Annotated in this window: 21 protein-coding genes; 8 read left to right on the top strand and 13 right to left on the bottom strand. The window is 40.5% G+C overall.

The window, feature by feature from the left end:
* Positions 1-9: 9 nt before the first annotated feature.
* Together C3Y93_RS05065 and epmA are read left to right on the top strand one after the other, a co-directional pair.
* Positions 10-1,077 (top strand): 4-phosphoerythronate dehydrogenase, encoded by a 1,068-nt coding sequence (locus tag C3Y93_RS05065; protein ID WP_104852284.1) that lies wholly within the window; start codon positions 10-12, stop codon positions 1,075-1,077.
* Entirely contained in the window at positions 1,074-2,054 is a 981-nt protein-coding gene (epmA, locus tag C3Y93_RS05060) for an EF-P lysine aminoacylase EpmA (protein ID WP_104852283.1), read from the top strand. The genes C3Y93_RS05065 and epmA overlap by 4 nt, the downstream gene beginning before the upstream one ends.
* A 170-nt stretch (positions 2,055-2,224) precedes the next feature.
* Here epmA and C3Y93_RS05055 read toward each other — a convergent pair whose 3' ends face one another.
* From C3Y93_RS05055 to ahcY, 6 genes are all read right to left on the bottom strand, one after another.
* Positions 2,225-3,460, bottom strand: a complete 1,236-nt coding sequence (locus tag C3Y93_RS05055) for a multifunctional CCA addition/repair protein (RefSeq protein ID WP_104852282.1) — start codon at positions 3,458-3,460, stop codon at positions 2,225-2,227.
* Positions 3,461-3,550: 90 nt separating this feature from the next.
* Positions 3,551-5,830: an NADP-dependent malic enzyme gene (locus tag C3Y93_RS05050; protein WP_104852281.1), complete on the bottom strand. Its 2,280-nt coding sequence runs from the start codon at positions 5,828-5,830 to the stop codon at positions 3,551-3,553.
* Between the two features lie 139 nt (positions 5,831-5,969).
* On the bottom strand, positions 5,970-8,846 hold the full coding sequence (locus tag C3Y93_RS05045) for a putative bifunctional diguanylate cyclase/phosphodiesterase (protein WP_104852280.1): 2,877 nt from the start codon (positions 8,844-8,846) through the stop codon (positions 5,970-5,972).
* A gap of 186 nt (positions 8,847-9,032) precedes the next feature.
* The gene (locus tag C3Y93_RS05040; RefSeq protein ID WP_004972758.1) at positions 9,033-9,749 is read right to left on the bottom strand and encodes a 16S rRNA (uracil(1498)-N(3))-methyltransferase; all 717 of its coding nucleotides are present in this window, start codon (positions 9,747-9,749) and stop codon (positions 9,033-9,035) included.
* Positions 9,750-9,790: 41 nt separating this feature from the next.
* Positions 9,791-10,627: a methylenetetrahydrofolate reductase [NAD(P)H] gene (gene metF / locus C3Y93_RS05035; protein ID WP_104852279.1), complete on the bottom strand. Its 837-nt coding sequence runs from the start codon at positions 10,625-10,627 to the stop codon at positions 9,791-9,793.
* Between the two features lie 183 nt (positions 10,628-10,810).
* Entirely contained in the window at positions 10,811-12,193 is a 1,383-nt protein-coding gene (ahcY, locus tag C3Y93_RS05030) for an adenosylhomocysteinase (RefSeq protein ID WP_104852278.1), read from the bottom strand.
* Positions 12,194-12,649: 456 nt separating this feature from the next.
* On the opposite strand from ahcY, the gene C3Y93_RS05025 reads away from it, so the two are divergent.
* The 4 genes from C3Y93_RS05025 to C3Y93_RS05010 all read left to right on the top strand — a co-directional run bounded on the left by C3Y93_RS05025 (position 12,650) and on the right by C3Y93_RS05010 (position 15,833).
* Positions 12,650-13,576, top strand: coding sequence for a DUF4424 family protein (locus tag C3Y93_RS05025; protein WP_167846472.1), 927 nt, complete (start codon positions 12,650-12,652; stop codon positions 13,574-13,576).
* Positions 13,577-13,870: 294 nt separating this feature from the next.
* Positions 13,871-14,470, top strand: a complete 600-nt coding sequence (locus tag C3Y93_RS05020) for a DUF3592 domain-containing protein (RefSeq protein ID WP_104852276.1) — start codon at positions 13,871-13,873, stop codon at positions 14,468-14,470.
* Between the two features lie 40 nt (positions 14,471-14,510).
* The gene (locus C3Y93_RS05015) at positions 14,511-15,092 is read left to right on the top strand and encodes a hypothetical protein (RefSeq protein WP_104852275.1); all 582 of its coding nucleotides are present in this window, start codon (positions 14,511-14,513) and stop codon (positions 15,090-15,092) included.
* Between the two features lie 102 nt (positions 15,093-15,194).
* Positions 15,195-15,833, top strand: coding sequence for a DUF3592 domain-containing protein (locus C3Y93_RS05010; RefSeq protein ID WP_104852274.1), 639 nt, complete (start codon positions 15,195-15,197; stop codon positions 15,831-15,833).
* 59 nt (positions 15,834-15,892) lie between these two features.
* Here C3Y93_RS05010 and C3Y93_RS05005 read toward each other — a convergent pair whose 3' ends face one another.
* Complete coding sequence (locus C3Y93_RS05005; protein ID WP_104852273.1) at positions 15,893-16,414, bottom strand: tetratricopeptide repeat protein; 522 nt, start codon at positions 16,412-16,414, stop codon at positions 15,893-15,895.
* A gap of 207 nt (positions 16,415-16,621) precedes the next feature.
* On the opposite strand from C3Y93_RS05005, the gene C3Y93_RS05000 reads away from it, so the two are divergent.
* Positions 16,622-16,882: a hypothetical protein gene (locus tag C3Y93_RS05000; RefSeq protein ID WP_104852272.1), complete on the top strand. Its 261-nt coding sequence runs from the start codon at positions 16,622-16,624 to the stop codon at positions 16,880-16,882.
* 77 nt (positions 16,883-16,959) lie between these two features.
* Here the strand turns inward: C3Y93_RS05000 and C3Y93_RS04995 are convergent, their stop codons facing one another.
* Together C3Y93_RS04995 and lipA are read right to left on the bottom strand one after the other, a co-directional pair.
* On the bottom strand, positions 16,960-17,346 hold the full coding sequence (locus C3Y93_RS04995; protein ID WP_104852271.1) for a carboxymuconolactone decarboxylase family protein: 387 nt from the start codon (positions 17,344-17,346) through the stop codon (positions 16,960-16,962).
* 211 nt (positions 17,347-17,557) lie between these two features.
* A complete protein-coding gene (gene lipA / locus C3Y93_RS04990; RefSeq protein ID WP_096902386.1) occupies positions 17,558-18,571 on the bottom strand; it encodes a lipoyl synthase in 1,014 nt (337 codons plus the stop codon).
* A gap of 287 nt (positions 18,572-18,858) precedes the next feature.
* Here lipA and sthA point away from each other — a divergent pair, with 287 nt between their 5' ends.
* The gene (sthA, locus tag C3Y93_RS04985; RefSeq protein ID WP_042068765.1) at positions 18,859-20,274 is read left to right on the top strand and encodes a Si-specific NAD(P)(+) transhydrogenase; all 1,416 of its coding nucleotides are present in this window, start codon (positions 18,859-18,861) and stop codon (positions 20,272-20,274) included.
* Between the two features lie 129 nt (positions 20,275-20,403).
* Here the strand turns inward: sthA and C3Y93_RS04980 are convergent, their stop codons facing one another.
* The 4 genes from C3Y93_RS04980 to map form a co-directional block, all read right to left on the bottom strand.
* Positions 20,404-20,829 carry a VOC family protein gene (locus tag C3Y93_RS04980; RefSeq protein ID WP_104852270.1) on the bottom strand — a complete coding sequence of 142 codons (426 nt, stop codon included), beginning with the start codon at positions 20,827-20,829 and terminating at the stop codon, positions 20,404-20,406.
* Between the two features lie 194 nt (positions 20,830-21,023).
* The gene (locus C3Y93_RS04975) at positions 21,024-22,235 is read right to left on the bottom strand and encodes an MFS transporter (RefSeq protein ID WP_104852269.1); all 1,212 of its coding nucleotides are present in this window, start codon (positions 22,233-22,235) and stop codon (positions 21,024-21,026) included.
* A 193-nt stretch (positions 22,236-22,428) separates the two neighbouring features.
* Positions 22,429-23,481 (bottom strand): OmpW/AlkL family protein, encoded by a 1,053-nt coding sequence (locus tag C3Y93_RS04970; protein WP_104852268.1) that lies wholly within the window; start codon positions 23,479-23,481, stop codon positions 22,429-22,431.
* 341 nt (positions 23,482-23,822) lie between these two features.
* Entirely contained in the window at positions 23,823-24,650 is an 828-nt protein-coding gene (gene map / locus C3Y93_RS04965) for a type I methionyl aminopeptidase (protein ID WP_004972787.1), read from the bottom strand.
* Positions 24,651-24,833 lie beyond the last annotated feature (183 nt).

Raw genomic sequence — 24,833 nt, 5'->3', positions numbered from 1 at the left:
GATGGCGTTATGAAAATCATTGCAGATGAAAATCTGGCATATACCGATTATTTCTTTGCAGATTTGGCAGAAATAGAGCACAAGGCTGGACGCCGTCTAACGCATCAAGATGTGCAAGATGCTGATGCGCTGCTAGTTCGTTCCGTCACCCAAGTGAATGCAGCATTGATTCAACAGACCGCGCTTCAATTTATTGGCAGCGCGACCATTGGCACAGACCACCTTGATATCCCAGCCATCGAGCAGGAGGGCATTGCATGGTCAAATGCGGCAGGTTGTAATGCGCAGGCGGTGAGTGAGTATGTGATTACCGCATTGCTTCATCTCGAGCCTGAATTACTACATGCCAATCAAAACTTTAAACTTGGCATTATTGGACTGGGCAATGTCGGCTCGCGCTTGGTCAAAATGGCACAATTATTAGGTTGGGATGTCATCGCATACGATCCATTTGTGCAGTTGCCCAATGTGCAGCAATGTGACTTAGATGAACTATTACAACAGGCAGATGCAATTTCCATTCATGTGCCATTAACAGAAACTGGTGAACATCCTACTCATCATTTAATTAATGCAGCGCGTTTGGCATGTATGAAGCCTCAAGCCATTCTGATTAATTCAGCGCGTGGGCCAGTGGTAGAAGAAGCGGCTTTAATGCAGGATATTCAACATACTCAGCGTTTAGTGGTATTAGATGTTTTTGAATATGAACCTGAAATCTCTGCAGAATTATTAGATTTGCTTGCTTTGGCAACCCCGCATATTGCAGGGTATAGCCTAGAAGGCAAGGCACGCGGCACACAAATGATTTATCAGGCTTTTTGTGAAAATTTTGGTTTAGATGCCACAAAACAATTTGAAACTCAATTGCCAAGCTGCGCGCAATATTTCAAAACCCAAGATTTGAAAAATAGTCTGCATGCACATTTAAGTCAAATTTATGATATTGCACAGGATGATGCCAATTTACGTGCCTGTGTCAAAGCGGGCAAAGTTGAGCAGCAGGCTTTTGATCATTTAAGAAAAACCTATCCTCTGCGTCGTGAATGGGCAGCACACGGAGGCCCGCAAGCATGAGTTCAAATCTCCAATATCAACCAACTTGCGACTTAAACAGCATGCGCGCACGTGCACAATTGTATGCACAAATACGCCAGTTTTTTGCGGAACGTGAAGTACTTGAAGTTGAAACGCCAATTTTGTCACAGGCAGGAGTGACAGATGTGCATTTGGCTTCAGTGCAAGCACAGCGCCATGTGCAGGGCAAATTGCATACGCACTATTTACAGACCTCACCTGAATTTGCCATGAAGCGTTTATTGGCCAGTGGTAGTGGTGCTATTTATCAAATTTGTAAAGTCTTTCGTGATGATGAGCATGGACGTAAACACAACAGCGAATTTACCATGTTGGAATGGTATCGTCCCGAATTTAGCCTGAAAGAGCTTATGTTTGAGGTGACAGATTTACTTAATCTGACGTTAAAACAACGCTTTGGCGAAGTACGTCCAACAGTGTTGAGTTATAAACACGCATTTATGGATCGTTTGGATTTAAATCCTTTACAGGCAAGTCTGCAACAATTGAAAGACTGCTGTCATCGTGTGGGTTTGCATCTGGATTTTGGTGATGACCGTCTAGGCTACATCGACCTATTGTTTTCACATTTTGTAGAACCAAGTTTGGGCTTTGATGCTCCTGTATTTTTAACCGATTTTCCACCTGAATTAGCATCTTTGGCTAAAACCAGAACAGATGATGATGGGGAATTGGTCGCAGCCCGTTTTGAGCTATATATCGAAGGTTTAGAGCTTGCCAATGCCTATGATGAATTGATTGATGCTACTGTGCTGCGTTCTCGTTTTGAAGCCGATAATGCAGAACGCGCACAACTTGGTTTACATGTGATGCCAATTGATGAATATTTATTGGCTGCGTTGCCGAACATGCCTGAATGTTCAGGTATCGCCTTGGGCATAGATCGCTTATTGATGATTGCAACTGAGCAGATGCGTTTAGAGCAAGTGATTAGCTTTCCTGCGCAGCTTGCCTAAAAGCAAAAGACAGTTTCTTATTTCAAGAAGGATTTATTTGAGCTAAAAAGCCGTAGCTTCTATATTTTAGAAGATTACGGCTTTTCGATCAGAAATTTAGGCTGACTTAAATAGGTTAAGAATGATAGATCAAAGAACGCATGTAATGACGTTCTATAGACTTAAATAGCCTAAGCAGTAGCAGCCAAGTGACGTGCCTTTAATTGCTCAATCGCTTTAATGCGTCGTTCAATCAGCATTTCACCAATATCGGGGCCTTGGACATCGGCAGGTAAGTCTTGCGCCTTAATGCTGCGTACCACTTGAATCGCTTCCAAAATATAGCTCGCTTGCGGATAGTCACGATCTTCCAAACCTAAACGCCCACGAGAGTCACATTCACAGGCTTGTACAAAGGCTTCTACACGCTCAGGACGACGCAAGACATCCAAACGCTGTAATAAGCGCCATAACGTGCCAGGCTTTAAGCTCAATGCTTGGTGGCATTTTAAATGCTCTTTACATACAGCAAGTGCAAGTTGTTTGGTATTGGTCGGTACGCGCAGGCGTTCACACACTTCCGTTACAGGTCGAATCCCACGTTCTTCATGCATAATGTGCCGTGGTAATTCATCGGCAGGGGTCAAGGCCTTGCCTAAATCATGCAATAATACTGCAAAGCGTACATCGAGTGAGTAATTGGCACGACAGGCTTGTTGTAGTGACATCATGGTGTGCACACCACTGTCAATTTCAGGGTGATATTCAGGACGCTGTGGAATACCGAATAAAGCATCTAATTCAGGAAATAAAACTTTTAAAGCACCACAGGCACGCAATGTTTCAAAATAAACATCGGCACGTGCTTCCATTAAGGCACGTGAAGTTTCTTTCCATACGCGTTCAGGTGTCAGCGCATGTAACTCACCAGATTCTGCCAATTCTTGCATTAATAACAAGGTTTCAGGTGCAACAACAAAGCCTAAAGCATGATAACGTGCTGCAAAACGAGCAATACGCAGCACCCGTAACGGGTCTTCTACAAAAGCATTGGAAACATGGCGCAGCACTTTATTGCACAGATCTTGCTGTCCACCGTAAGGGTCGTAGACATTGCCATCACTATCCATTGCCATGGCGTTAATGGTTAAATCACGACGGATTAAATCTTCTTCTAAGGTCACGCTTGGGGCGGTATGAAATTCAAAACCGTGATAACCGTGTCCAGATTTGCGCTCAGTGCGAGCAAGTGCATATTCATCTTTGGTTTCAGGATGAAGAAAAACAGGGAAGTCTTTGCCCACAGGTTGAAAGCCTTGAGCCAAAAGTTGTTCGGGCGTTGCGCCAACGACAACATAATCTTTTTCGTGATAGGGATGCCCGAGTAAGTGATCTCGAACTGCACCGCCTACTAAATAAACTTGCATGAAAAAACCTCTATTCTTCAAGCAATCATGCTACAGAATAGAGGTTTTCTCAAGTCTATAATTCTGAGTCAGTCACTCAGAAATATAGGTTTATGCTTTAACTTGTGCTGTTTGTTGAATTTCAGCAACAGTGAGGGCAGTCATATTCACAACACGACGTGTCGTTGCAGTCGGAGTCAAAATATGTACAGGTTTTGCTGCACCTAACAAGATAGGGCCAATCGTAACATTGTTACCTGAAGTCGATTTCAACAAGTTAAATGAAATATTGGCAGCATCTAAGTTCGGCATAATCAACAAGTTTGCAGAACCTTTGAAGCGTGAGTCCGGGAAAGCAAATTGACGAATATTTTCGTCTAATGCTGCATCACCGTGCATTTCACCTTCAACTTCAAGCTCAGGTGCAATCTCACTCAAGATTTCAAAGACTTTACGCATTTTTTGTGCGCTAGAGTCTTGTTGGTCAGAACCAAAACTTGAGTGAGAAAGTAGAGCAACGCGTGGTGTCATACCAAAACGGCGTACTTCTTCAGCCGCTAAAAGTGTCATTTCAGCCAACTGTTCAGCAGTTGGGTTAGTGTTGACATAAGTGTCGGCAATGAACAAGTTGCGATCTTCAAGCATCAATGCGTTAAGGGTAAAGAAGTTAGTGCGACCTTCTTTTAGACCAATCACATTTTTCACGAAATCAAGGTGAATATCGTAGCTAGAATAAGTACCACATAACATACCATCGGCTAAACCATGTTTCACTAACATTGCTGCAATGAGGGTAGAGCGACGACGTGCTTCACGCTGCGCGTATTCAGGTGTAACGCCTTTACGCTGCATGATGGTGTAGTAATCATCTGCAAATTTTTCGTAGTTCGGGTTGTTTTCCTGATCTACAATTTCCATATTCACGCCATGTTCCAGACGTAAACCTAGCTTTTTAATGTTCGCTTCAATCACTGAGGTACGACCTACAAGGATTGGTTTAGCCAAGCCTTCATCCACTGCAATTTGTACTGCACGAAGTACGCGTAAGTCTTCACCTTCTGCATAAGCAATACGCTTAGGGTCAGTTTTTGCTTGAGCAAAAATAGGCTTCATCATAAATGCCGAGTTATATACAAACTCAGACAAACGCTGACGGTATGCAGAGAAGTCTTGAATTGGACGACTTGCTACACCTGAATCCATTGCCGCTTGAGCAACTGCAGGTGCAATTTCAAGAATTAAACGCTGATCAAGTGGACGTGGAATTAAATAGTCACGACCGAATGATGCAGATTTTTCACCATAAGTCGCAGCATCTGCTTCAATGTGTGCCATGCGTGCAATTGCGTGTACACAAGCAATTTTCATTTCTTCGTTGATGGTAGTTGCGCCAACGTCTAATGCACCACGGAAAATATACGGGAAGCAAAGTGCGTTGTTAACTTGGTTCGGGTAGTCCGAACGACCAGTCGCCATAATCACATCTGGACGTACTTCATGCGCATGTTCAGGTAAGATTTCTGGGTCTGGGTTAGCCAAAGCAAAGATAATTGGATTTTCAGCCATTTCTTTGACCATAGCTTTGGTCAAGATACCCGCTGCAGAAAGACCAAGGAACATATCCGCACCGCTAATTACATCAGCAAGTTGCGTTCCTTCAATGTCTTGCATATAGCGTTTTTTCGAGTCATCCAAACCTTCACGTTTGGTGGTGATTAGACCGCGCGAATCTGCAACAATGATATTTTCTTTTTTCGCGCCCAATGCACACAACAGGTCTAAACAAGACAGTGCGGCTGCACCTGCACCTGAAGCAACGATTTTGATTTCTTCAATCTTCTTGCCGTTAAGTAACAAGGCATTGAGTAGGGCAGAACCTACAATGATTGACGTACCGTGTTGGTCATCGTGGAACACAGGAATATTCATGCGTTCACGAAGTTTTTGCTCAATGTAGAAACATTCTGGTGCCTTGATGTCTTCAAGGTTAATACCACCAAAAGTTGGTTCTAGTGCTGCAACAATATCTACAATTTTGTCTGGATCATTTTCAGCAATTTCGATGTCAAATACATCGACACCAGCAAACTTTTTAAAGAGTACGCCTTTACCTTCCATCACAGGTTTAGACGCCAAAGGACCGATATTACCTAAACCTAATACTGCTGTACCGTTACTAACGACAGCAACCAAGTTACCGCGAGCGGTATAAAGTGCAGCTGTTGAAGGATCACGTTCAATCTCTAAACATGGTGCTGCGACACCTGGTGAGTAAGCGAGCGCTAAGTCACGTTGGTTGACCAGCTGCTTACTTGGAGTAACGCTGATTTTTCCTGGTGTTGGAAATTCGTGATAGTAAAGTGCCTGCTGTTTTAATGATTGATCGTCCATCTGAATCTCGTGTGTGACAAGTTGGCCAGCGATGCTGGTGGTTTTTTTATGAATCTTATCGAATATACCATTACTTGCCCCCTTAGCACAGACGTCACTGTTTATTTTTAGAACAAACTTAGAGCTTTTGGGTCTAGTTTCAGATTAAGGAGCGATAAGCGCGCGATACTAAATTGGCTTTTAGAAATTGGGTCGCTTCACTTTCAGGCAAAGGCCTAGAGAATAAATACCCCTGCGCAATATCACAATTTAAATTCTGCAAATATTGCAGTTGTTGCTCAGTTTCAATCCCTTCAGCCACCACACTCATGCCCATGGCTTTGCCCATAGCAATCATGGCACTAACAATGGCTTCTTGTTTGGTATTCCCAATTTTAGAAACAAAGCTACGGTCTATTTTTAAACTGTCAATTGGGAAGTCTGTTAAGTAAGAAAGTGAAGAATAGCCTGTACCAAAATCATCTAAGGCGATATGAATATCACGTTGTTTAATTTCATCTAATAAAGACTTCACGGTTGTGGAGTTTTCCACTAAAGAGGATTCGGTAATTTCTAATTCTAAGCTTACACCTGAAATTTGATAGGTATTAATCGCATCATCTAAATCTTGCAGCAATTGACCACGTTGCAGTTGTTGTGCAACTACATTAACCGATACTTGGATATGATCAAAACCTAACAGATTCCATTCACGAATTTGCTTGGCAGTTTGTTGAATTACAACCCGACCAATATCGGAAATTAAACTGGTTTGTTCTGCAATAGGAATAAATAGGTTGGGTGGAATAATGCCTTTGGTTGGATGCTGCCAGCGCACCAATGCTTCAAACCCGATCACCTGATAATTATGGAAATCAATTTTAGGTTGATAATATACAATTAATTCATCATTTTTAATGGCTTGGCGTAAGTCACGCTCTAAATGTACATCCTGCTCTAGCAGTTTGGTGTTGTCTAAAGTGTAATATTTAATGGTATTGCCACCTAAACGCTTAGCCTCAGACAAGGCTTGTTCAGCACAATTATTTAGATAATCCAACTGGCGTCCATGTTCAGGATAGAGGGAAACCCCCATCGATAGGGTAATAATATGTTCTTGTCCCTGTACATTAAACGGCAAATTAAAGGCTTTGGTGATACGTTCACAGTGCTCTTCGATTGAAGGGCGAATATGAGAAATTTCATAAACAATTGCAAAATCATCGCCATTTAAGTGTGCAACAAACAGCGCTTCGGCATTGGTGATACGTAAACGCTGCGCCACTTGGCGGAGTAATTCATCGCCACCATTATTGCTTAAATATTCGTTTAAAGGTCTGAAACGGTCAATATTGAGTCGAATGACCGCCAATTGCTGCAATGAATCTTGCTGTGAAATAAGATATTGATGTAGTTGATAATTATAATAAAAACGATTGGGGAGATCGGTCAGCGCATCATAATTTTCTAAATAGGATAAACGCTGTTCTTGTAGTTTATGTTCGGTTAAATCAGACACAATTCCAATATAATTAATAATACGGTTTTGCTCATCTTTGACTGCATTGATATGCATACGAACTTCTAATTCTTTTCCTGAGCGGAATTTTATATTCCTTTCAGTATGATATTCACCCTTGCTGAGTAATTGTTGAACAATTTCCTCTTGTGTCATGCGTGGATTTGCTTTGTTGGATTTGACTAAATCAAACAGATATTTACCTATAATATGGTCACGTTGAAATCCACTCATTTGTGCATAGAATGGATTGCTTTCAATATAGCGCAGGTTTTCATCTAAAATAAAAATACCTTCAGCCGCTTGTTCAAGTACGCTAGCAGTGAGTTTTAAGCGTTCTTGTGCAATCCGTTCTTGGTGAATGTCACGGCGAACCCCGACCATGCGTAAAGGTTTATTGGTGACAGGATCACGCTCAATTACTCGCCCAATATCATGCACCCAATACCATTGACCTGAATTATGTTGTATGCGATATGTGGCTTGATAGCGTTCTGTCTGACCACGTAAATGCTCTTTCATGGTTTGATGAAGGTGTGCAATATCATCACGGTGAATTAATTGCTGTAATTTATTCCGATGCTTTTTGGAATTTTTTAAACGAGTTTGCTGTGAGCCAGTGCCAAAGACAATCCTTCTTTCTCGGATATTCCAGTCCCACGCTTTAATACCTGCGGCTTCATGTGCCAAAATTAAACTATGTTGTTGTTTAATTAAGTCTAGATGGGTTTGTTCTAAGTCAAAGGTACGTTCTCTAATTTTTTGTTCCAGCATTTGATTGTTAAATTGCAGTTGCAATTCAATATCTTTAGATTTGTTCATTTCCACTTGCAATTGTTGGCGGAGTTGATCTGTCCAGTCAACTTGTTGCTCTGCGGCTTTTTTGAGTTGGTCGTTTTTAAAATTGACGCTCGATAACCGACGATGCATATGCATTGAAGTATTGGCACAAATCAGTAAGGTAATTAAGGCAAAATTTGTCGCGAGAAAAAAGAAGGCGGAAGTTTCGGAGTGAACTAAAAACTGTGCGGCAATATAGGGTGTAATCACTGGAATGAATACCCAGCAAAAATAACTCAAGCGCTGCGTTAAAAAGGTGAGGGCAAAGGTTTGACTCACAATAATTAATAAGGCCGCTAAAATAATCGCTTCATAGTTGCTCAGTTCAGGGTTTTGCTGAGGTAAAAAGTAATACAGTAAACTTACCCCAACCGCGATTGCTGTTCCGATCAAGAAACACACCAATTTTAACCAACGATGTGCTTGTTGGAGTTGATATTGTCCCGCTTTAAAGTGAATTGCTGTGAGCAGTAAACACGAACCAATGGTCAGTTCAGTGAGAATAAACCAGATATTGAAGTAAGGTGATGAATGTGAGAAAGAAATTTGATAAATAAAAAACACATACAGGCAAACAATCAGGATGCTGACCAAAAAGAATCGAATAAGCCGAATGGTATTGGTGATTTGCGCAGCATCTAAGTATTGCTGCAACAATTCATCTTGAGCGTCTGACATACTTCCCCAAAATCTAGTTAAATGATTCCATCATTTATATTTTTAAATAACATCACTTTCATGCATAAAATATTGCTGTTTTGTGTTTAAATTTTATGCAAATTTTTTAATATATTGTTCGAGATTAATCCTGTACTTTATAAATTGCAATGTTATTGGCAATCGATTTCTGTAAAAACGGATAAATTACTCGGCCAAGCGATAATTTAAGAGAGCTAAAGCAACCACAGGTGCGGTTTCAGTGCGTAATACCCGAGTACCAATACACCAGTTTTGAAAGCCAACCGCATTGGCAGCGCTAATTTCTGTTTCGCTTAAACCACCTTCAGGCCCAATTAATAAAGCCAAATCTTTACTGACATTGTTTAGCACATCGACTTGATCTTTATTCGGTGCTAACACTAATTTGGTGGTAGGAAGGTCACTATTCAGCCAGTCCTCTAAACGTAGTGGGGCTAAAATTTTCGGTACGATATTCATGCCACATTGTTCACAGGCTGCAATGGCAATGCCTTGCCAATGATCTAATTTTTTTTGATCGCGGTCATATTTTAAGCGCATTTCACAGCGTTCAGAGGTGAGCAACTGAATGTTAGTTACGCCAAGCTCTACCGCTTTTTGAATCGCATAATCCATACGATCGCCTTTGCTCATTACTTGTCCTAATAAGGCGCTAAAGCTTGGGATGCGATTGTCTGGATTAAAACTTTTAATCTGCACTTGCGCTGTTTTTTTGGTAACTTCAACCAGTTCCACTTCATATTCACCACCTTGCCCATTGAACAAGGTGGCGGTTTCACCGACTTGTGCGCGTAGTACTTTCACCCAGTGATGAAATACTGTTTCAGTCAGTTCAACTTGCGTATCTACTGCTAATTCAGCCTCAATATAAAAACGGGGCATAGGGATTACTCGTTCAAGTCAATAAATATGAAAAATACAGCTTAAGCCAAACCAAGATCTGTCACTAATTGACGAGTCGGTTCGGTGTTGTTCATGGTGTAAAAATGCAAACTTGGTGCACCACCTGCAATCAGGCGTTCGCACAGTTTAATAATCACTTCATGACCAAAGGCTTTGATTGAAGCTGTGTCATCACCATAGGTTGCTAATTGCTTACGAATCCAGCGTGGAATTTCTGCACCTGTACCATCTGCAAAGCGAATTAAATTGCTGGCATTAGTAATTGGCATAATGCCGGGTGCAACAGGGATATTCACACCTTGTTTTTGAATACGTTCTACAAAGTAGAAGTACGCATCTGGATTAAAAAAGAACTGGGTGATGGCAGCATTAGCACCTGCATTTACTTTGGTGACAAAGTTTTTAATGTCTTGATCAAAGTGATCGGCTTGTGGATGCATTTCAGGATAAGCCGCAACTTCAATGTGAAAATGATCACCTGAATGTTCACGAATAAAATGTACCAAGTCAGAGGCATACGGCAATTCGCCTAAACCAACTTGACCTGAAGGTAAATCACCACGCAAAGCCACAATGCGGTCAATGCCTTGTGCTTTATAAATATCAAGCAATTCAGCAATACGCGCTTTGTCATCACCAATACAAGACAGGTGCGGCGCTACAGGTGTGCCTTTGCCATTGAAGTCGCTAATGGTCGATAAAGTACGTTCACGAGTAGAACCACCTGCACCATAAGTGATAGAAAAAAACTCTGGATTTAAAAGTTGTAATTCTTGATGCACAACTTTGAGTTTTTCTGCACCTACATCGGTTTTAGATGGGAAAAATTCAAATGAAATAGGAACTTGTTTGGTCATGATTAAATCCTTGTTATAAATACTTATTTATATTTTTTCACCTCTCCTAAATCCTCTCTTGCGCTGGGTTTAAAAGCAGTGCTTTAAACTTGCTCAGGAGAGGACTTACCCTCGAATACATTCATTAAACAATGAATCATTCCCTCTCCCTATGAGAGAGGGTTAGGCAGAGGGATTAAATACTTAGTATTTATAAGCATCCGATTTAAACGGACCATCAACAGCTACACCTAAGTAGTCCGCTTGTACTTGAGTCAATTGTGTTAATACACCACCAAAACCAGCAACCATTGCAGCAGCAACTTCTTCGTCTAGTTTTTTCGGTAAGATTTCAACACGAATTGCCGCTTGTTTTTGATCGGCAGGAAGATCGGCAAATTTCTCTGCAAATAAGTGCATTTGTGCCAATACTTGGTTAGCAAATGAACCATCCATAATACGTGATGGGTGACCTGTTGCGTTACCCAAGTTCACTAAACGACCTTCAGAAAGCAAGATTAAATAATCGTTTTCGTTTTCTGAACGATACACTTGGTGTACTTGTGGCTTCACTTCAACCCACTTATAACCACGTAAGTAGTTGGTGTCGATTTCAGTATCGAAGTGACCAATGTTGCATACAACAGCGCCTGCTTTAAGTGTATCTAGCATTGCTGCGTCACACACGTGATAGTTACCTGTTGTAGTCACAATCAAGTCAGTATTTTCTAAAAGCTCTAGGTTCACGTCTGCTTTATTGCCTGTTTGTACGCCATTCTTGTACGGAGATACAACTTCGTAACCATCCATACATGCTTGCATTGCACAAATTGGGTCAATTTCAGAAACACGAACAATCATGCCTTCTTGACGTAAAGATTGTGCAGAACCTTTACCTACATCACCATAACCAATAACCAATGCACGACGACCAGACAATAACATGTCTGTACCACGTTTAATCGCATCGTTGAGAGAGTGACGGCAACCGTATTTATTGTCGTTTTTAGATTTAGTCACAGAGTCGTTGACGTTAATTGCAGGCACTTTTAAAGAACCATCTTTCCACATTTCAATTAGACGTTGTACGCCCGTAGTGGTTTCTTCAGTAATGCCGTGAATGCGCTCTAATAATGCAGGATATTTTTCGTGAACAAGTGCAGTTAAGTCACCGCCATCGTCCAAAATCATGTTGGCATCCCATGGTGTGCCATTTACATTAATTTGTTGTTCAAGACACCATACATATTCTTCTTCAGTTTCGCCTTTCCAAGCAAAAACAGGCACACCTGAAGCAGCAATTGCTGCAGCAGCGTGGTCTTGAGTAGAGAAGATGTTACAAGAAGTCCAACGAACTTCTGCGCCCAATTCAACTAGCGTTTCAATTAAAACAGCAGTTTGAATGGTCATGTGGATACAACCCAAGATTTTAGCACCAGCAAGTGGTTTAGCAGCAGCATAACGCTTACGCAAACCCATAAGGGCTGGCATTTCTGCTTCTGCAAGTTTGATTTCTTTACGACCAAAATCAGCTAGTGTGATATCGGCAACTTTATAATCTGTAAATGAAGCATTAACCGCGTTCATCACGATCTCCTTATAGAAAAAAATAAATGATCATTATGTTCGCGGATGCCGTTGTTGGTCTAAATGAACATTTAAACCGATGGTCGAGCCTAGCGATTTTACATTTATGTGCCTGTAAAAACGTCGCAGCATCCCTCGACTAGCGGGGTATTGTACTTGGATTTAGTTTTAGTTCCAATCTTAAATTGTTTATATAAAAAACAAGCAATAAATGCCCTGCATGTACATGAAAATTGGTTATCGTATTAAGAAATCGAAATTTGTCGTTCTTATTGAGCCTGATTTTGGCGTTTAATCGGTTATGATTTGAGGTGAAATGATTCACAAAAAATTGAAAGTTCTCACTATTTCTCAGCAGAGCAGTGGTTTGAAATTGTGTTTAACAGAGTTAAACATAATAAAAATGGGGAAAATCAGATGAAAACAAAAATAATTTTCAACCTCATCGGGATTGTAATGGGTAGCTTGATGTTGAATATGGTTCAAGCCAACGATAGCACAGGTTATGTGGCAACCAGTGGCGTACAGTACCTGAAAAATAAAGATATTCAGATGTATAGCGAAGATCTCTATATCAGTAAAAAAATCATCAAAGTTGATTATCAATTTAAAAATTTAAGCAACAAAGACATCAAGGAAAATATTTTATTTCCTTTGCCGAAGGTGGAAAATTTCTTTGACTCGGACTTTGCAGATACTGAGGGCTTGTTGAAAAGTTTTCAGGTGAAAGTCGATGGGAAAAAGATTCAGCCCAGCATGCATGTGCGTGCTTATCTACAATTGGGTGATTGGCAGAATCCACAATATGTTGATGTCACCACTGAATTTAAACAATGTGGCTTCACACAGCAGGATTTACTGAATCCTTGGACACGTAAAGTCCGTGATTCTGACTATTACTGGGAAAAAGTACAACAATGTAAGCATCCAAAATTAAAGAAATATTTTACTGATAATCAAGGTTCACTAGAGTGGTCATCAGAAGTGATTTATAGCTGGCCGCAGACCTTTAAAGCAGGAGCAATGACACGGGTACAACATGAGTATCGTCCTTTAGTGGGTGGTTCAGTTGCTATGTATTTAGAACAAGATGCGAAAGACTTTTGTATGGATCGTGCTTTTTTAAATGGTCTAAAAAAGAAGAATGCGGAACATGCACCCATAGCAACTTTAGGTTATATCTTGACTACAGGTGCCAATTGGGCAAAGCCAATACAAAATTTTAAATTGACAATTGAGCGTGATGCAAGCGAACTGATTTCGTTATGTTGGGATGGTAAAATTAAGAAGATCAGTCCAACGAGATTCCAAATTCAAGAGAAAAAATTTACACCTCAGCAAGATTTAAATATTTTGTTTTTAGATACCACACGTCGTTATTAATTCAAAAATCAGGAAAATTTCAGATCATTCTTTCACTTGAAAATACTGGAATTTTCCTTCTGTTGCATCATTCATCCCTAGATGAAAAAGTAAATATTCCATGCATTCATCTGTAAGACTTTGAACAGGATCAACAACATATTTTTTGATTTATATCAAAAAAATTTTAATGAAAAATCTAGCAGTTTTGTAAATACACGCATTATTGGCGATACTTGCACCATTAAAGTGCTATGACAAAATCTAATCTATTTTTATAGCCCTTCTAAAAATTAAAAAATAAGGACGTCAGCCATGATTAGCTTGGTTTTTTTCTTGGTTGGGATGGGCACACTATTTTTAGCATGGGTGCTGTATCAACAGTCACAGTATTTTAAAAGTAATGTGATTGAAGTGCAGGGACGTATAGTCGATATTCAGATTCGAAAATTCAGTTCAAGTAAAACCCAGCGTATTGTACATCGACCCATTATTCACTATGTTTTTCAGGGTAAAACTTGGCAATACGAAGCAGAATATGACGTCCGCCAATACAATCAAAATACAGATGCTTTTGTCAGATTACATTTCAAGCCTGAGCATCCGAGTTTGGTTCGAAGTGAGCCAGATCTGAGAGATGGTCATATTTTAATTTTTATTTGTTTAGGTTTAGGTCTGCTTTTTAATGGTTTAGGTCTGCATTTAATCATCGATAATTTTAACGACATTAAAATCAGTTTATTGGACGAAAAGTTTTTTATCGGGATGGGCGTGATTGCTATCGTGATGTTTTTTACTTTGTTTTGGCAGCGTGAAAACCTTTTATGGATGTTCAACTTGCCCAATGCGACAAAAAAATGGGGCTTAACTGATAATGCAATTTGCCTAGAACAGGGATCAGACCATTCGATATAAAAATGTAGTGCTTCGAAAATGAACGAGTGGAGGGAGGTCAATGCTTGAAATAATCACATTTATTGGAGTCTTTTTTGTCGGTGCTTGTTTTACCTTTGTTGGCGCTATGATTTTATGGCGTAATACATTTTTTCAGCAACACGGGATAAAAATTTACGGACGTATTGTCGATTTTTCATCTGAAACAAAGGATTCGAGTCGCCGACTTCCGATCATTGAATATCAATTTCAAGCACAGAAACGTCGTTTTGTTGATCAATTTTCGGGGCAAATGACACCTGTAAAAATGAACCAAAATATTGAAATTTATGTTTTTCAATCTCATTTAGACACGGCAATGACCGTACATTTTATTGAGGAAATAAAAGCAGTGGGCTATATCTTCACTGCGATTGGTCTTGTGACCTGTATTGTTGGTTTAGTGGTGGCAAATGTGTATTTTAAAGATGGTATTGAGCTTGCCAAAATTTCAGTGGCTCATCCAATGTTTTATGCAGAGCTGTTTTTTTCTATCATGTTTTTTATCGCTGTTATTAAAGCAGCATCCGCATTTTCTGAAATCTTTAAAATTGCTTTAACTGGCATACCATTGGAGAAAAACACGGATTTGGTCGATCAATAGCACAGGAGTCAAGAGAAATGACGAGAGCAGCCTGATTAAGACGGAGAAATTGACAATATATAAAAAAGAATCTAGATCAACTCAACAAAAGAAGAATGAACAATGACTTATATTTTATTTGCGCTTATTTTTTGCGGCTTACTTACTTTGGTGATTTGGGTAAAAAAGCAAAATCAATTTTTTAAGCAACATGGGCTCAAGGTAATTGGACGTGTGGTGGCTCTTGAAGAAAAAACCATGCAGCGACCTAAAGGTGGGGGTAGCTATACAGTACAGCTTCCTGTGATTGAATATCCACATAAAGGACAGACGTGGCAGCTACAAGGAGATGCATCCGCACCGCAGCAATACAAAGAAGGTGAAATTGTCAATTTGGTGGTGCATCCAGAGCTGCCTATAGCAATGACAGAAAAAGAACTTGAGCAGCGTAATATTTTATTGCTGGTGCTGACTGGTCTATTGATTGTCCCCATTGGTCTTATTTTGGGATTTCATTCATTACTCAGCGGTGATGCTGCACAAATGATGATGTTTAAAGGGTACGGTATCACCGTTGGACATTTTTATGATTTTATGGGGGGCGCAGCACTGCTCACATTTCTTGTCAAAATGTATCCTATTTGGAAGCGTTGGAAAGAGAAACAGGATCAGGCTTTTATGGGGTTACCCTATAATGTCAAAGCGGTTAGCCCAAAAAATACCATGCATGAGCAGCAAGCATACAAAGCTCATTCAGGTTAAATATGTGCATTTATAAGATAGATTTAAAAAAGCCGAGTAGTAAATACTCGGCTTATTTCTTATTCAGTTTTCTCAGCAGCTTCTGCTTTTTCAGTCCAGTAATCGGCTTTTTCTTCATTGGCATCTATACCTAAACCATTGGCATAAATAAACGAAATATCACGCATGGCTTGGACATCGCCCAGTGTTGCTGCTTGCTCCACCAATTCAATAGAGCGAGCTGTATCTTGCTCAACCACATCGCCACGACGGTAAAAACCAGCCAATTCTAAAATTGCGGCAGCATGCTCTTGCTCGGCAGCTTGTTTGAGCCAATGGTGTGCATGTTCAAAGTAGGTTTTCGATTCTTCAGGATCACTTTCACGTAGCTCTTTGGCATAAACAGTGTAGCCTTCACCCAGCCAGTACATGGCTTCGATATGTCCATTTGCGGCTGCTTTGAGTGCCCATTGTTCGGCAAGTTCAATATCTTCATTAAAATCGCTTTGCATATATAGCACTGCCACTTCAAATTGGGCATCGGCTTGTCCTGCAATGGCGCGGTTCATTAGCGCAGGGGAGATTGAAACAGATTCTGACATAATGCTATCCAGCAAAATTACAACATAAGAATGTGCGATAGCCTAAAAGGTCTATCGGGAAAAAGCCATCTTCGGTGTGATTTTATTTTCTAAAATGAGGGTCTGTTGATCTTTCACTTATGCAGACAATAACAAAAAATCACTTGAGCCATATCGTCAAGTTTCAATATGCTGAATGTTAAACATGGTCATAATGAGAACAATAAGATGGCAAATTTTTTAACTGCTGAACAAGCAAAAGTTTATTCAGATCATGCCAAGCTAGATATTGAATTATATAAGCAGCGTTTGGCGTCTTTAATCGAAGAGAATGCCAAGCAGGGCAATACCGCAGTTTTTACCGTGCTGCCAAAACATTTACCTTTAGAAGATGTTCGTAATTTATCGGCACAATTAACCGATTTAGGTTATCAGGTGCGCTTTGAGTTAAATGAGTTCTTTTATAGCTTTAATGTGTATTGGATTTAAAACTCAATCACATCGACATTTCACGGAATAGTTTCAGTGAAATGTCGAGTATTTATATTTTTTGATTTAGATTGCGTTTAAGTATTTGGAGTGTGTTCTGCCAAAACTTCCAACGCCGCACGAAAAGCTTCCTGAGTTGCAGGTGCGCCACAATAAGGCAAGCTGTGTAACAAGACTTCCTGAATTTCTTCGACACTTGCCCCGTTATTTAGCGCACCACGAATATGTCCTTTAAGCTCTGTCGGGCTTTTTAAAGCAGTTAAAAAGGCGATAGTAATTAAGGAACGGTATTTGCGTGGTAGCACACCTTCACGTTGCCAAGTTGAACCCCATGCATGTTCATTAATCCAGTCTTGCAAAGGTTGGGTAAATGGTACAGTGTTGTCCTGTGCGCGTTTTACAAAGCTTTCGCCCATGACTTCAGTGCGAACTTTTAAGCCATTGTCATAGTCTTGTTGTGACATTTTACTATCCCTGTTTTATTGTTTGAGCTCGGTGTATAGATTAAGTGCATAGATTAACAATTTATGGCGATGACACCATGCGCACTTGGTCGTAGACCATCAAAAAATATTCACATCTATCTATTTTTAATATATCCACAAGGTATAAAAAACCCCGAACATAAAGTCGGGGCTGTTTTAGCTTTATCGCAAATTTTGAAATAAGCGAGTGTTAAGCTTCAATGGTTTGCACGCTAATTTTTTTAGCAGGGTCGGCTTTACGACGTACTGTTGGTACAGGTTCACCATAATATTGACGGTCTGCAAAATAACTTGAACGTACCATTGGCGCAGCCCAAATATTTTTAAAACCTAACTTTTGACCATGCGCTGTATAACGCTCAAATTCTTCAGGTGTTACAAAGCGGTCAATTGGCGCATGTTCTTTAGATGGCTGTAAATATTGACCAATGGTCACATAATCTACATCGTGCGCTTTAAGATCATCTAACAGTGCAATAACTTCTTCTTCAGATTCTCCAATACCTACCATCAAACCGCATTTGGTTGGAATATCTGGGCAATATTCTTTAAACATTTTCAGCAAGTTCAAAGAGTGCTGATAGTCTGAACCCGGACGCATGGCTTTATATAAGCGTGGCACAGTTTCAATGTTGTGGTTAAAAACATCTGGCGGACATTCGGTCATAATGCGTAGTGCAATATCCATACGACCACGGAAGTCTGGCACCAAAATTTCTAACAACGTATTTGGGCTTAAAGAGCGGGCTTCTTTAATACAATCGACAAAATGTTGTGCACCACCATCTAACAAGTCATCACGGTCTACAGAGGTGATCACGGCATATTTTAAGCCTAAGTTGGCAATGGTTTCTGCCATGTGACGAGGTTCTTCAGGATCTAGTGCATTTGGACGACCATGCGCAACATCACAGAACGGGCAGCGACGGGTACAAATATCACCCATGATCATAAAGGTTGCTGTACCACCACCAAAGCATTCTGGAAGGTTTGGACAAGCGGCTTCTTCACAAACGGTGTGCAATTTTTGCTGACGCAAAGTGGTTTTAATACGTTGAACTTCTTCTGGTGCCGTCATTTTGACCCGAATCCAGTCAGGTTTACGAGGCGTTTCAACCGTAGGAACAACTTTTACAGGAATACGTGCGACTTTTTCAGCACCACGAAGTTTGACACCCTGTTCTGGTTTACGGTTTGCAGACATATTCAACTTTTCCACTGTTTTTGAAAGGGGAGAGATTTAGTGTAGGCTAGATTTTACGTGAAATAGAGTCTGATTAAACCGAATCTAAGTGCAAAAGTAAAATGTCACCTTAACTTCATCATAAGACGGTTATTATAACGAAATTGTGCTTAAATTGGGTAAAAACGATATTCATATAAAAAATGTGGTTATCACGTAATATATGCACAGTAAATACAGAAAATTCAAAAGATTTACGTCATAATATAGCCCATTGAAAAGACAGATTTAAAGAAAAGGAGCGTTGAATGCCACGTAAAAAAGAGGTCGTTAGTGGAACTTTCGTGAAGTACGATGCGGTTGTTCTCGGTTCAGGCCCTGCGGGTGAAGGCGCGGCAATGAAACTTGCCAAATCTGGTAAGCGTGTTGCGATTGTAGATGTTCGTGAGCAGCTTGGCGGTAACTGTACCCATGTGGGTACCATTCCAAGTAAAGCATTGCGTCAGACAGTGTCGAATATTATCCGTTATCGCCGTGACCCAATGTTTAAAAAAATGGGCGATTGGCGTCAGTTCACCATGAAGCAAGTGTTGCAAAGTGCGCATAAAGTTATTCAGCAGCAAGTTGAAACGCACTCTCGCTTTTATGACCGTAATGAAATTGCGATTTATCATGGTCGTGCTTATATCCAAGATAAAAATACGGTCTTGGTATTTGGTGCAGATGGCATTAAAGAAACCATTATGTGTCAGCAAATTGTGATTGCGACAGGTAGCCGTCCATATCGTCCAGAAATGTTGGATTTCAACCATCCACGTGTATTTGATTCAGACAAAATTTTGGATTTGGATTTCTCGATTCAAAAAATTATTATTTATGGCGCGGGTGTGATTGGTTGTGAATATGCATCCATCTTCATTGGTTTAGATCATAAAGTTGATTTGATTAATACTCAGCACAAATTGCTCAGCTATTTGGATGATGAAATTTCAGATGCCTTGTCATATCACTTGCGTGCGCAAGGGGTGCTGATTCGCCACAATGAGCAAATTGATCATTTAGAAACTTTTGATGATCACGTGGTTTTATATTTGCAAAGTGGCAAGAAAATCAAAGCCGATGCGATTTTGTGGTGTAACGGTCGTTCGGGTAATACCGATGGTTTAGGTCTTGAAAATGTCGAACTTAAGCCAAACAGCCGTGGTCAGTTAACAGTCAATGATCAATATCAAACCGAAGTAGAGAATATTTATGCTGCGGGCGATGTAATTGGTTGGCCTTCGTTAGCATCAGCTGCCTATGACCAAGGTCGTTGCGCGGGTGCAAATATGAGTGGCGAAGAAAATGTTGCGCCTGTGACCGATATTCCAACAGGTATTTATACCATTCCAGAAATTTCTTCGATTGGTAAAACTGAACAGGAATTGACGGAAGAAAAAATTCCTTATGAAGTTGGTCAGGCATCTTTCCGTCATTTGGCACGTGCGCAAATTACGGGTGATACAGTGGGTGAATTGAAGATTTTATTCCACCGTGACACTTTAGAAGTATTGGGCGTGCATTGCTTTGGTAATAATGCGGCAGAAATTATCCATATTGGTCAGGCGGTGATGAACAGCCCGAACAATACCATTAAGTATTTTGTGGAAACCACATTCAACTATCCAACCATGGCGGAAGCGTATCGTGTGGCGACCTTGAATGGGATGAATCGTTTGTTTTAAGTGATTCTGCTGACTGTAAAATAGAAAATTTAAAACACCCCATAAGATCATTCTTGTGGGGTGTTTTTTTTGCCTTGCTGTAGGAAAATTTATGCATTGAGGGAAAGTTGATTTGTGGAACATAGAGTATTAAATATCAATCATGACCGATGCTGCACTGCGTTGTGCTTCGCCATGAAAAACAGCTTCAATATTGTTACCATCAGGATCAAGCACATAAGCTGCATAATAACCAGGATGATAAGCACGTTCATCAGGCTTGCCATTGCATTTACCACCATGCGCCAATGCTGCAAGATAGAAAGCATTGACCATTTGACGATTTTTAGCTTGAAAGGCGAGATGATGACGCCCAGTGAGTGTACCTTGTGCGGCAGGGCTTTCTACTGACGAGATAAAGAGTTCATCTGCCCAAAAGTGATCATTGGCTGTTCCCATAACTGGAATATCCAACACTGCCAAGATGGCGGTATAAAATGCTCGACTTGCCTCAAGGTCATTCACCACAAGATGAATATGGTCAATCAGTCTTCCACGATGCAATTGAATCTGCATAAGACGCTCCATGTCTAAAGCGGAATTTTGAGTAGCAAAATCGACTTAATATTTTAGAGATTGGGTTTTAATGCGCACAAAACGCCTGATTAAAATATTCGAATAGTTGTGGCGTTTGCATCCATAAAAAGATCGATAAGCCAAAAAGGGCAGTGATGGCAAGTGTGAGCAATACTTTAAAATTCAATAAAGAATTAATCATGAATGACGTGCTCCTCATCTACCCAAAAATGGACCAAGACCGCAAACGCACTTAAAGCAATAGAAACAATCCAGATTGCATTATAGTTACCTGTCAGATCGTGATTTAAACCGCCAAGCCATCCACCAAAAAATGAGCCGACTTGGTGTGTGAAAAACACAATGCCGCTGAGCATGGTCAGGTACTTAATCCCAAACATATTTGCCACAATACCATTGGTCAAAGGCACTGTAGATAACCACAATAAACCCATAATGATCCCGAATGCATAAATTGTCCAGATGCTTAAAGGCAGGATTAAAAAGGCGATAATGGCAATGCCGCGTAGTCCGTAAAGCCACATCAGCAAATGCGGTTTCGAATAGCGACCGCCTAACCAACCCGCCGTATAGGTGCCTACAATATTAAATAAACCCACGAGTGCTAGAAAAACTGTGCCTGTGGTTGCATTAAAGCCATGATCGATTAAGTAGCTAGGTAAGTGAATCCCGATAAACACCACTTGAAAACCACAGACAAAAAAGCCCAAAGCTAAAAACCAAAAGGGTTTATGGTTTTTGGCAATCACCAAAACTTGTTTAAAGCCTAAAGCGGGTTGGCTGACTGAACTTGCATTAGGGTTTTGATACATGGGTGCTTTGAGCATCCATGCCAAAGGAACAATCAAGACAATTAAAATCGCACTGACAATTAATGCGCCCGACCAACCTACACTTTGTAATAACAATAAGGTCGATGGCAACATGATAAATTGCCCAAACGAGCCTGCAGCACTGGCAATACCCATTGCAAGGCTACGCTTTTCTGGTGGAGCTGCACGACCCACTGCAGAAAGTAATACTGGGAATGATGTCGCAGAAAGAGCCAATCCTAAAATTAAACCCACACTTAAATTTAGCAATAACCCAGTCGAGCTGACGGCCATGAGCAATAAGCCGAGTGCATACAGTGCGCCACCAACTGCAACTACAATTTTACTGCCGTATTTGTCTGCAAAAGCACCTGTGATGGGTTGGACTGCACCCCAAATTAGGTTTTGCATGGCAATGGCTAAACTAAAGACATTATGTCCCCAGCCAAATTCATGGCTCATAGGCACCAAATACAAACCAAATGCATGTCGAACACCAAGTGACAATGCCAAAATAATGGCACTTCCAATTAACATGTAAATCAGAGGTTTGGAAAATTGAGCATTCGACATAAGGCATCCAACAACAGCAAACAGACTGCTATGGTAGTCGATTCAGCGCAGGATCGCGATAAAATAAAATTCATCAAATGATAAAATTGATTTATTGAGATTGAAGCGATTACTTTAATTAAAAAGTACAAGAAAAATAAGACGACCGTAGCCGTCTTAAATTTAGTTGAAAGTGGAAAAGTAAAATTAGAGCTTAAAAGCGCATCCCAAAGCCAGCGTATGCAATGATCGGATTCACTTCAATATCAGCTTTGGAGTGAATGAGTTCGCCGTGTTTAGCATCGGTCACAGTAATGGTGGTTTCGTTTTTAAGATGTGCATAAGATACGGAACCGACTGCAAACCATTTTTCATTAAAGTCGTAGGTAAAACCGACAGTGGCAACGGGCGCAAAGGCATCGGTGGCGTCTAATTCAACTTTAGGATTGGCTGCACTTGGTGTACCTTCTAAAGAAGCACCCGCTTTTCCTTCTTTAATATTGGCAATCATGTGACCTGCGGCAATCAGATCTTGTTCAGTGCGTGGGTTAATTTCTAATTCATTAAAATAAGCGTACATTAATCCGACACCGACATAAGGACGGAATTTATTCACACCTGTTTTACCAAAATGGTATTGAAACTCAAACGCTGGAGTCCATGCACGGGCAGAAGCAGCAGGGCCATGTGCTGCTAAATCGGTAATGAAAATATCGTTTTGTAATTCTAGCTCACCCAACGCACCGCCTAATGGACGTGCAATTGCTGAGAAGGGTGCATAGATTTTACCTTTGCCTTGTAAATCAACTTTAGGGGGAATACCACCTTTGACTTCAAAAGAGAGATTATCGGTAAAGAAATAGTTGCTGATGATCCCCAGCGTGGTGACATCATCTGCTTCTAAACCTGTACCAGGATTATCCCATTGTTCCAAACCTGAAATTGTGGCTTGTCCACTCATGTTGGCAGGAACGGTAGGCAGCAAATTTAATGCCCCACTTAATAATACGGGTGGCTCAAAACCGTCACGTAAATTATCTTTTACAGTTTGCGATTGAACCTCACCGACATCCGCTGTGTAGCCATTGTGGATGGCTGTATTGACCCGAAAAGGTTGTGCTTTACCTTGTGGCATAACGTGCAGCGCACCTACCGAAACAGAAAAGCGTTTAAAACCATCACCATCTTTTAAACTAAAATAAGGTGAGTTGGCATAACTAATGACTGGCAAACTACTCAGTGCCAAACAGCATAGTGTTTTTTTCATTGTGGAACTCCATGTCCAATTTTGCTTGTTGTTATTTACGGCATTGTTATGCAAGGCATTATGAAATGGACTGGAAAAATAAAACTGTTGTTTTTACAAGATATTTTTTTAAACTTTTGTGAATAACTGGAAAAGTGTGCAGGTGTTTTGTTAAATCCAAAACTGTTGAATACGTGAAAATGCTTGTTTTATTGGATGGCTTTAAAGTTCTATTGGTTTGAAATAAAAAGATTTTATAGAAATTGTATGCGTTGAAATTAATAAAAAAGACCAGTCGGAACTGATCTTTTTGACATACGGGTTAAATTTTTAGCCAATGACAGATTTTGGCTGCAAACACGTTATGCAGTAAAGCGTGATAAATCTTCATCAGGGCGGGCAGTCAGCACTTCCAAGCCATCTTTGGTGACCAAAATGGTGTGTTCAAACTGTGCCGATAATTTGTGGTCTTTGGTCACCACTGTCCATTTATCGCCAAGTAATTTGGTTTGCCATACGCCTGCATTGACCATTGGTTCAATGGTAAAAGTCATACCTTCTTCTAAAATCATGCCTGTGTTGGCTTGACCATAGTGCAATACTTGTGGCTCATCGTGGAAGGTCGTCCCAATACCATGACCGCAATATTCACGCACGACACTAAAGCGTTCAGATTCAACATATTTTTGAATCGCATGACCAATATCACCAATGGTTGAACCGGGTTTAACGGTTGCCATACCGCGATACATCGCTTCTTGGGCAACTTTGCATAAACGATTGGCTAAAATGGAAGTTTCACCACCCACGATATACATCATATTGGTATCGCCGTGGAAACCATCTTTAATGACTGTGACATCAATATTTAAAATATCGCCTTTCTTCAGCACTTTACTTTCTGACGGAATACCGTGACAAACCACATGGTTAACCGATGTGCAAATGGTGTGTTGGAATGCTGGACGACCTGGAGCAGCACCATAACCTAAGCAGGCAGGAATAGCTTGTTGTTGATTGACAATATAGTCATGGCAAATCGTATCCAGTTCGAGTGTGGTAACGCCTGGTTTAACGTGTGCTTTGATCATCTCCAAAACTTCTGCCGCCAGTCGTCCTGCCACGCGCATTTTTTCAATATCTTCTGCGGTTTTGATGAGTCGACGAGGTGCTTGATAAGTTGTGTTCATGATCTTTAAAAACTTTTGGAAATTTGTGTGTGACTATGGTATAAATAGCCGCCCATTTTATCAAATGCTTTTTATGAATATGTTTCATAAAGCTTGGTAAAAGGGAAATTAAAAATCCGCACATATATCGTCACATTACTCTGGGTGCCCTTTGGGGTGGAGAATGCGGATATATGGAGGCCT

This window comes from Acinetobacter sp. SWBY1 (assembly GCF_002946595.1).
In the GTDB taxonomy this organism is placed as follows: domain Bacteria; phylum Pseudomonadota; class Gammaproteobacteria; order Pseudomonadales; family Moraxellaceae; genus Acinetobacter; species Acinetobacter towneri.
Note: the sequence above shows the minus strand (reverse complement) of the source record. Positions and strands in the feature narration are given on the sequence as shown.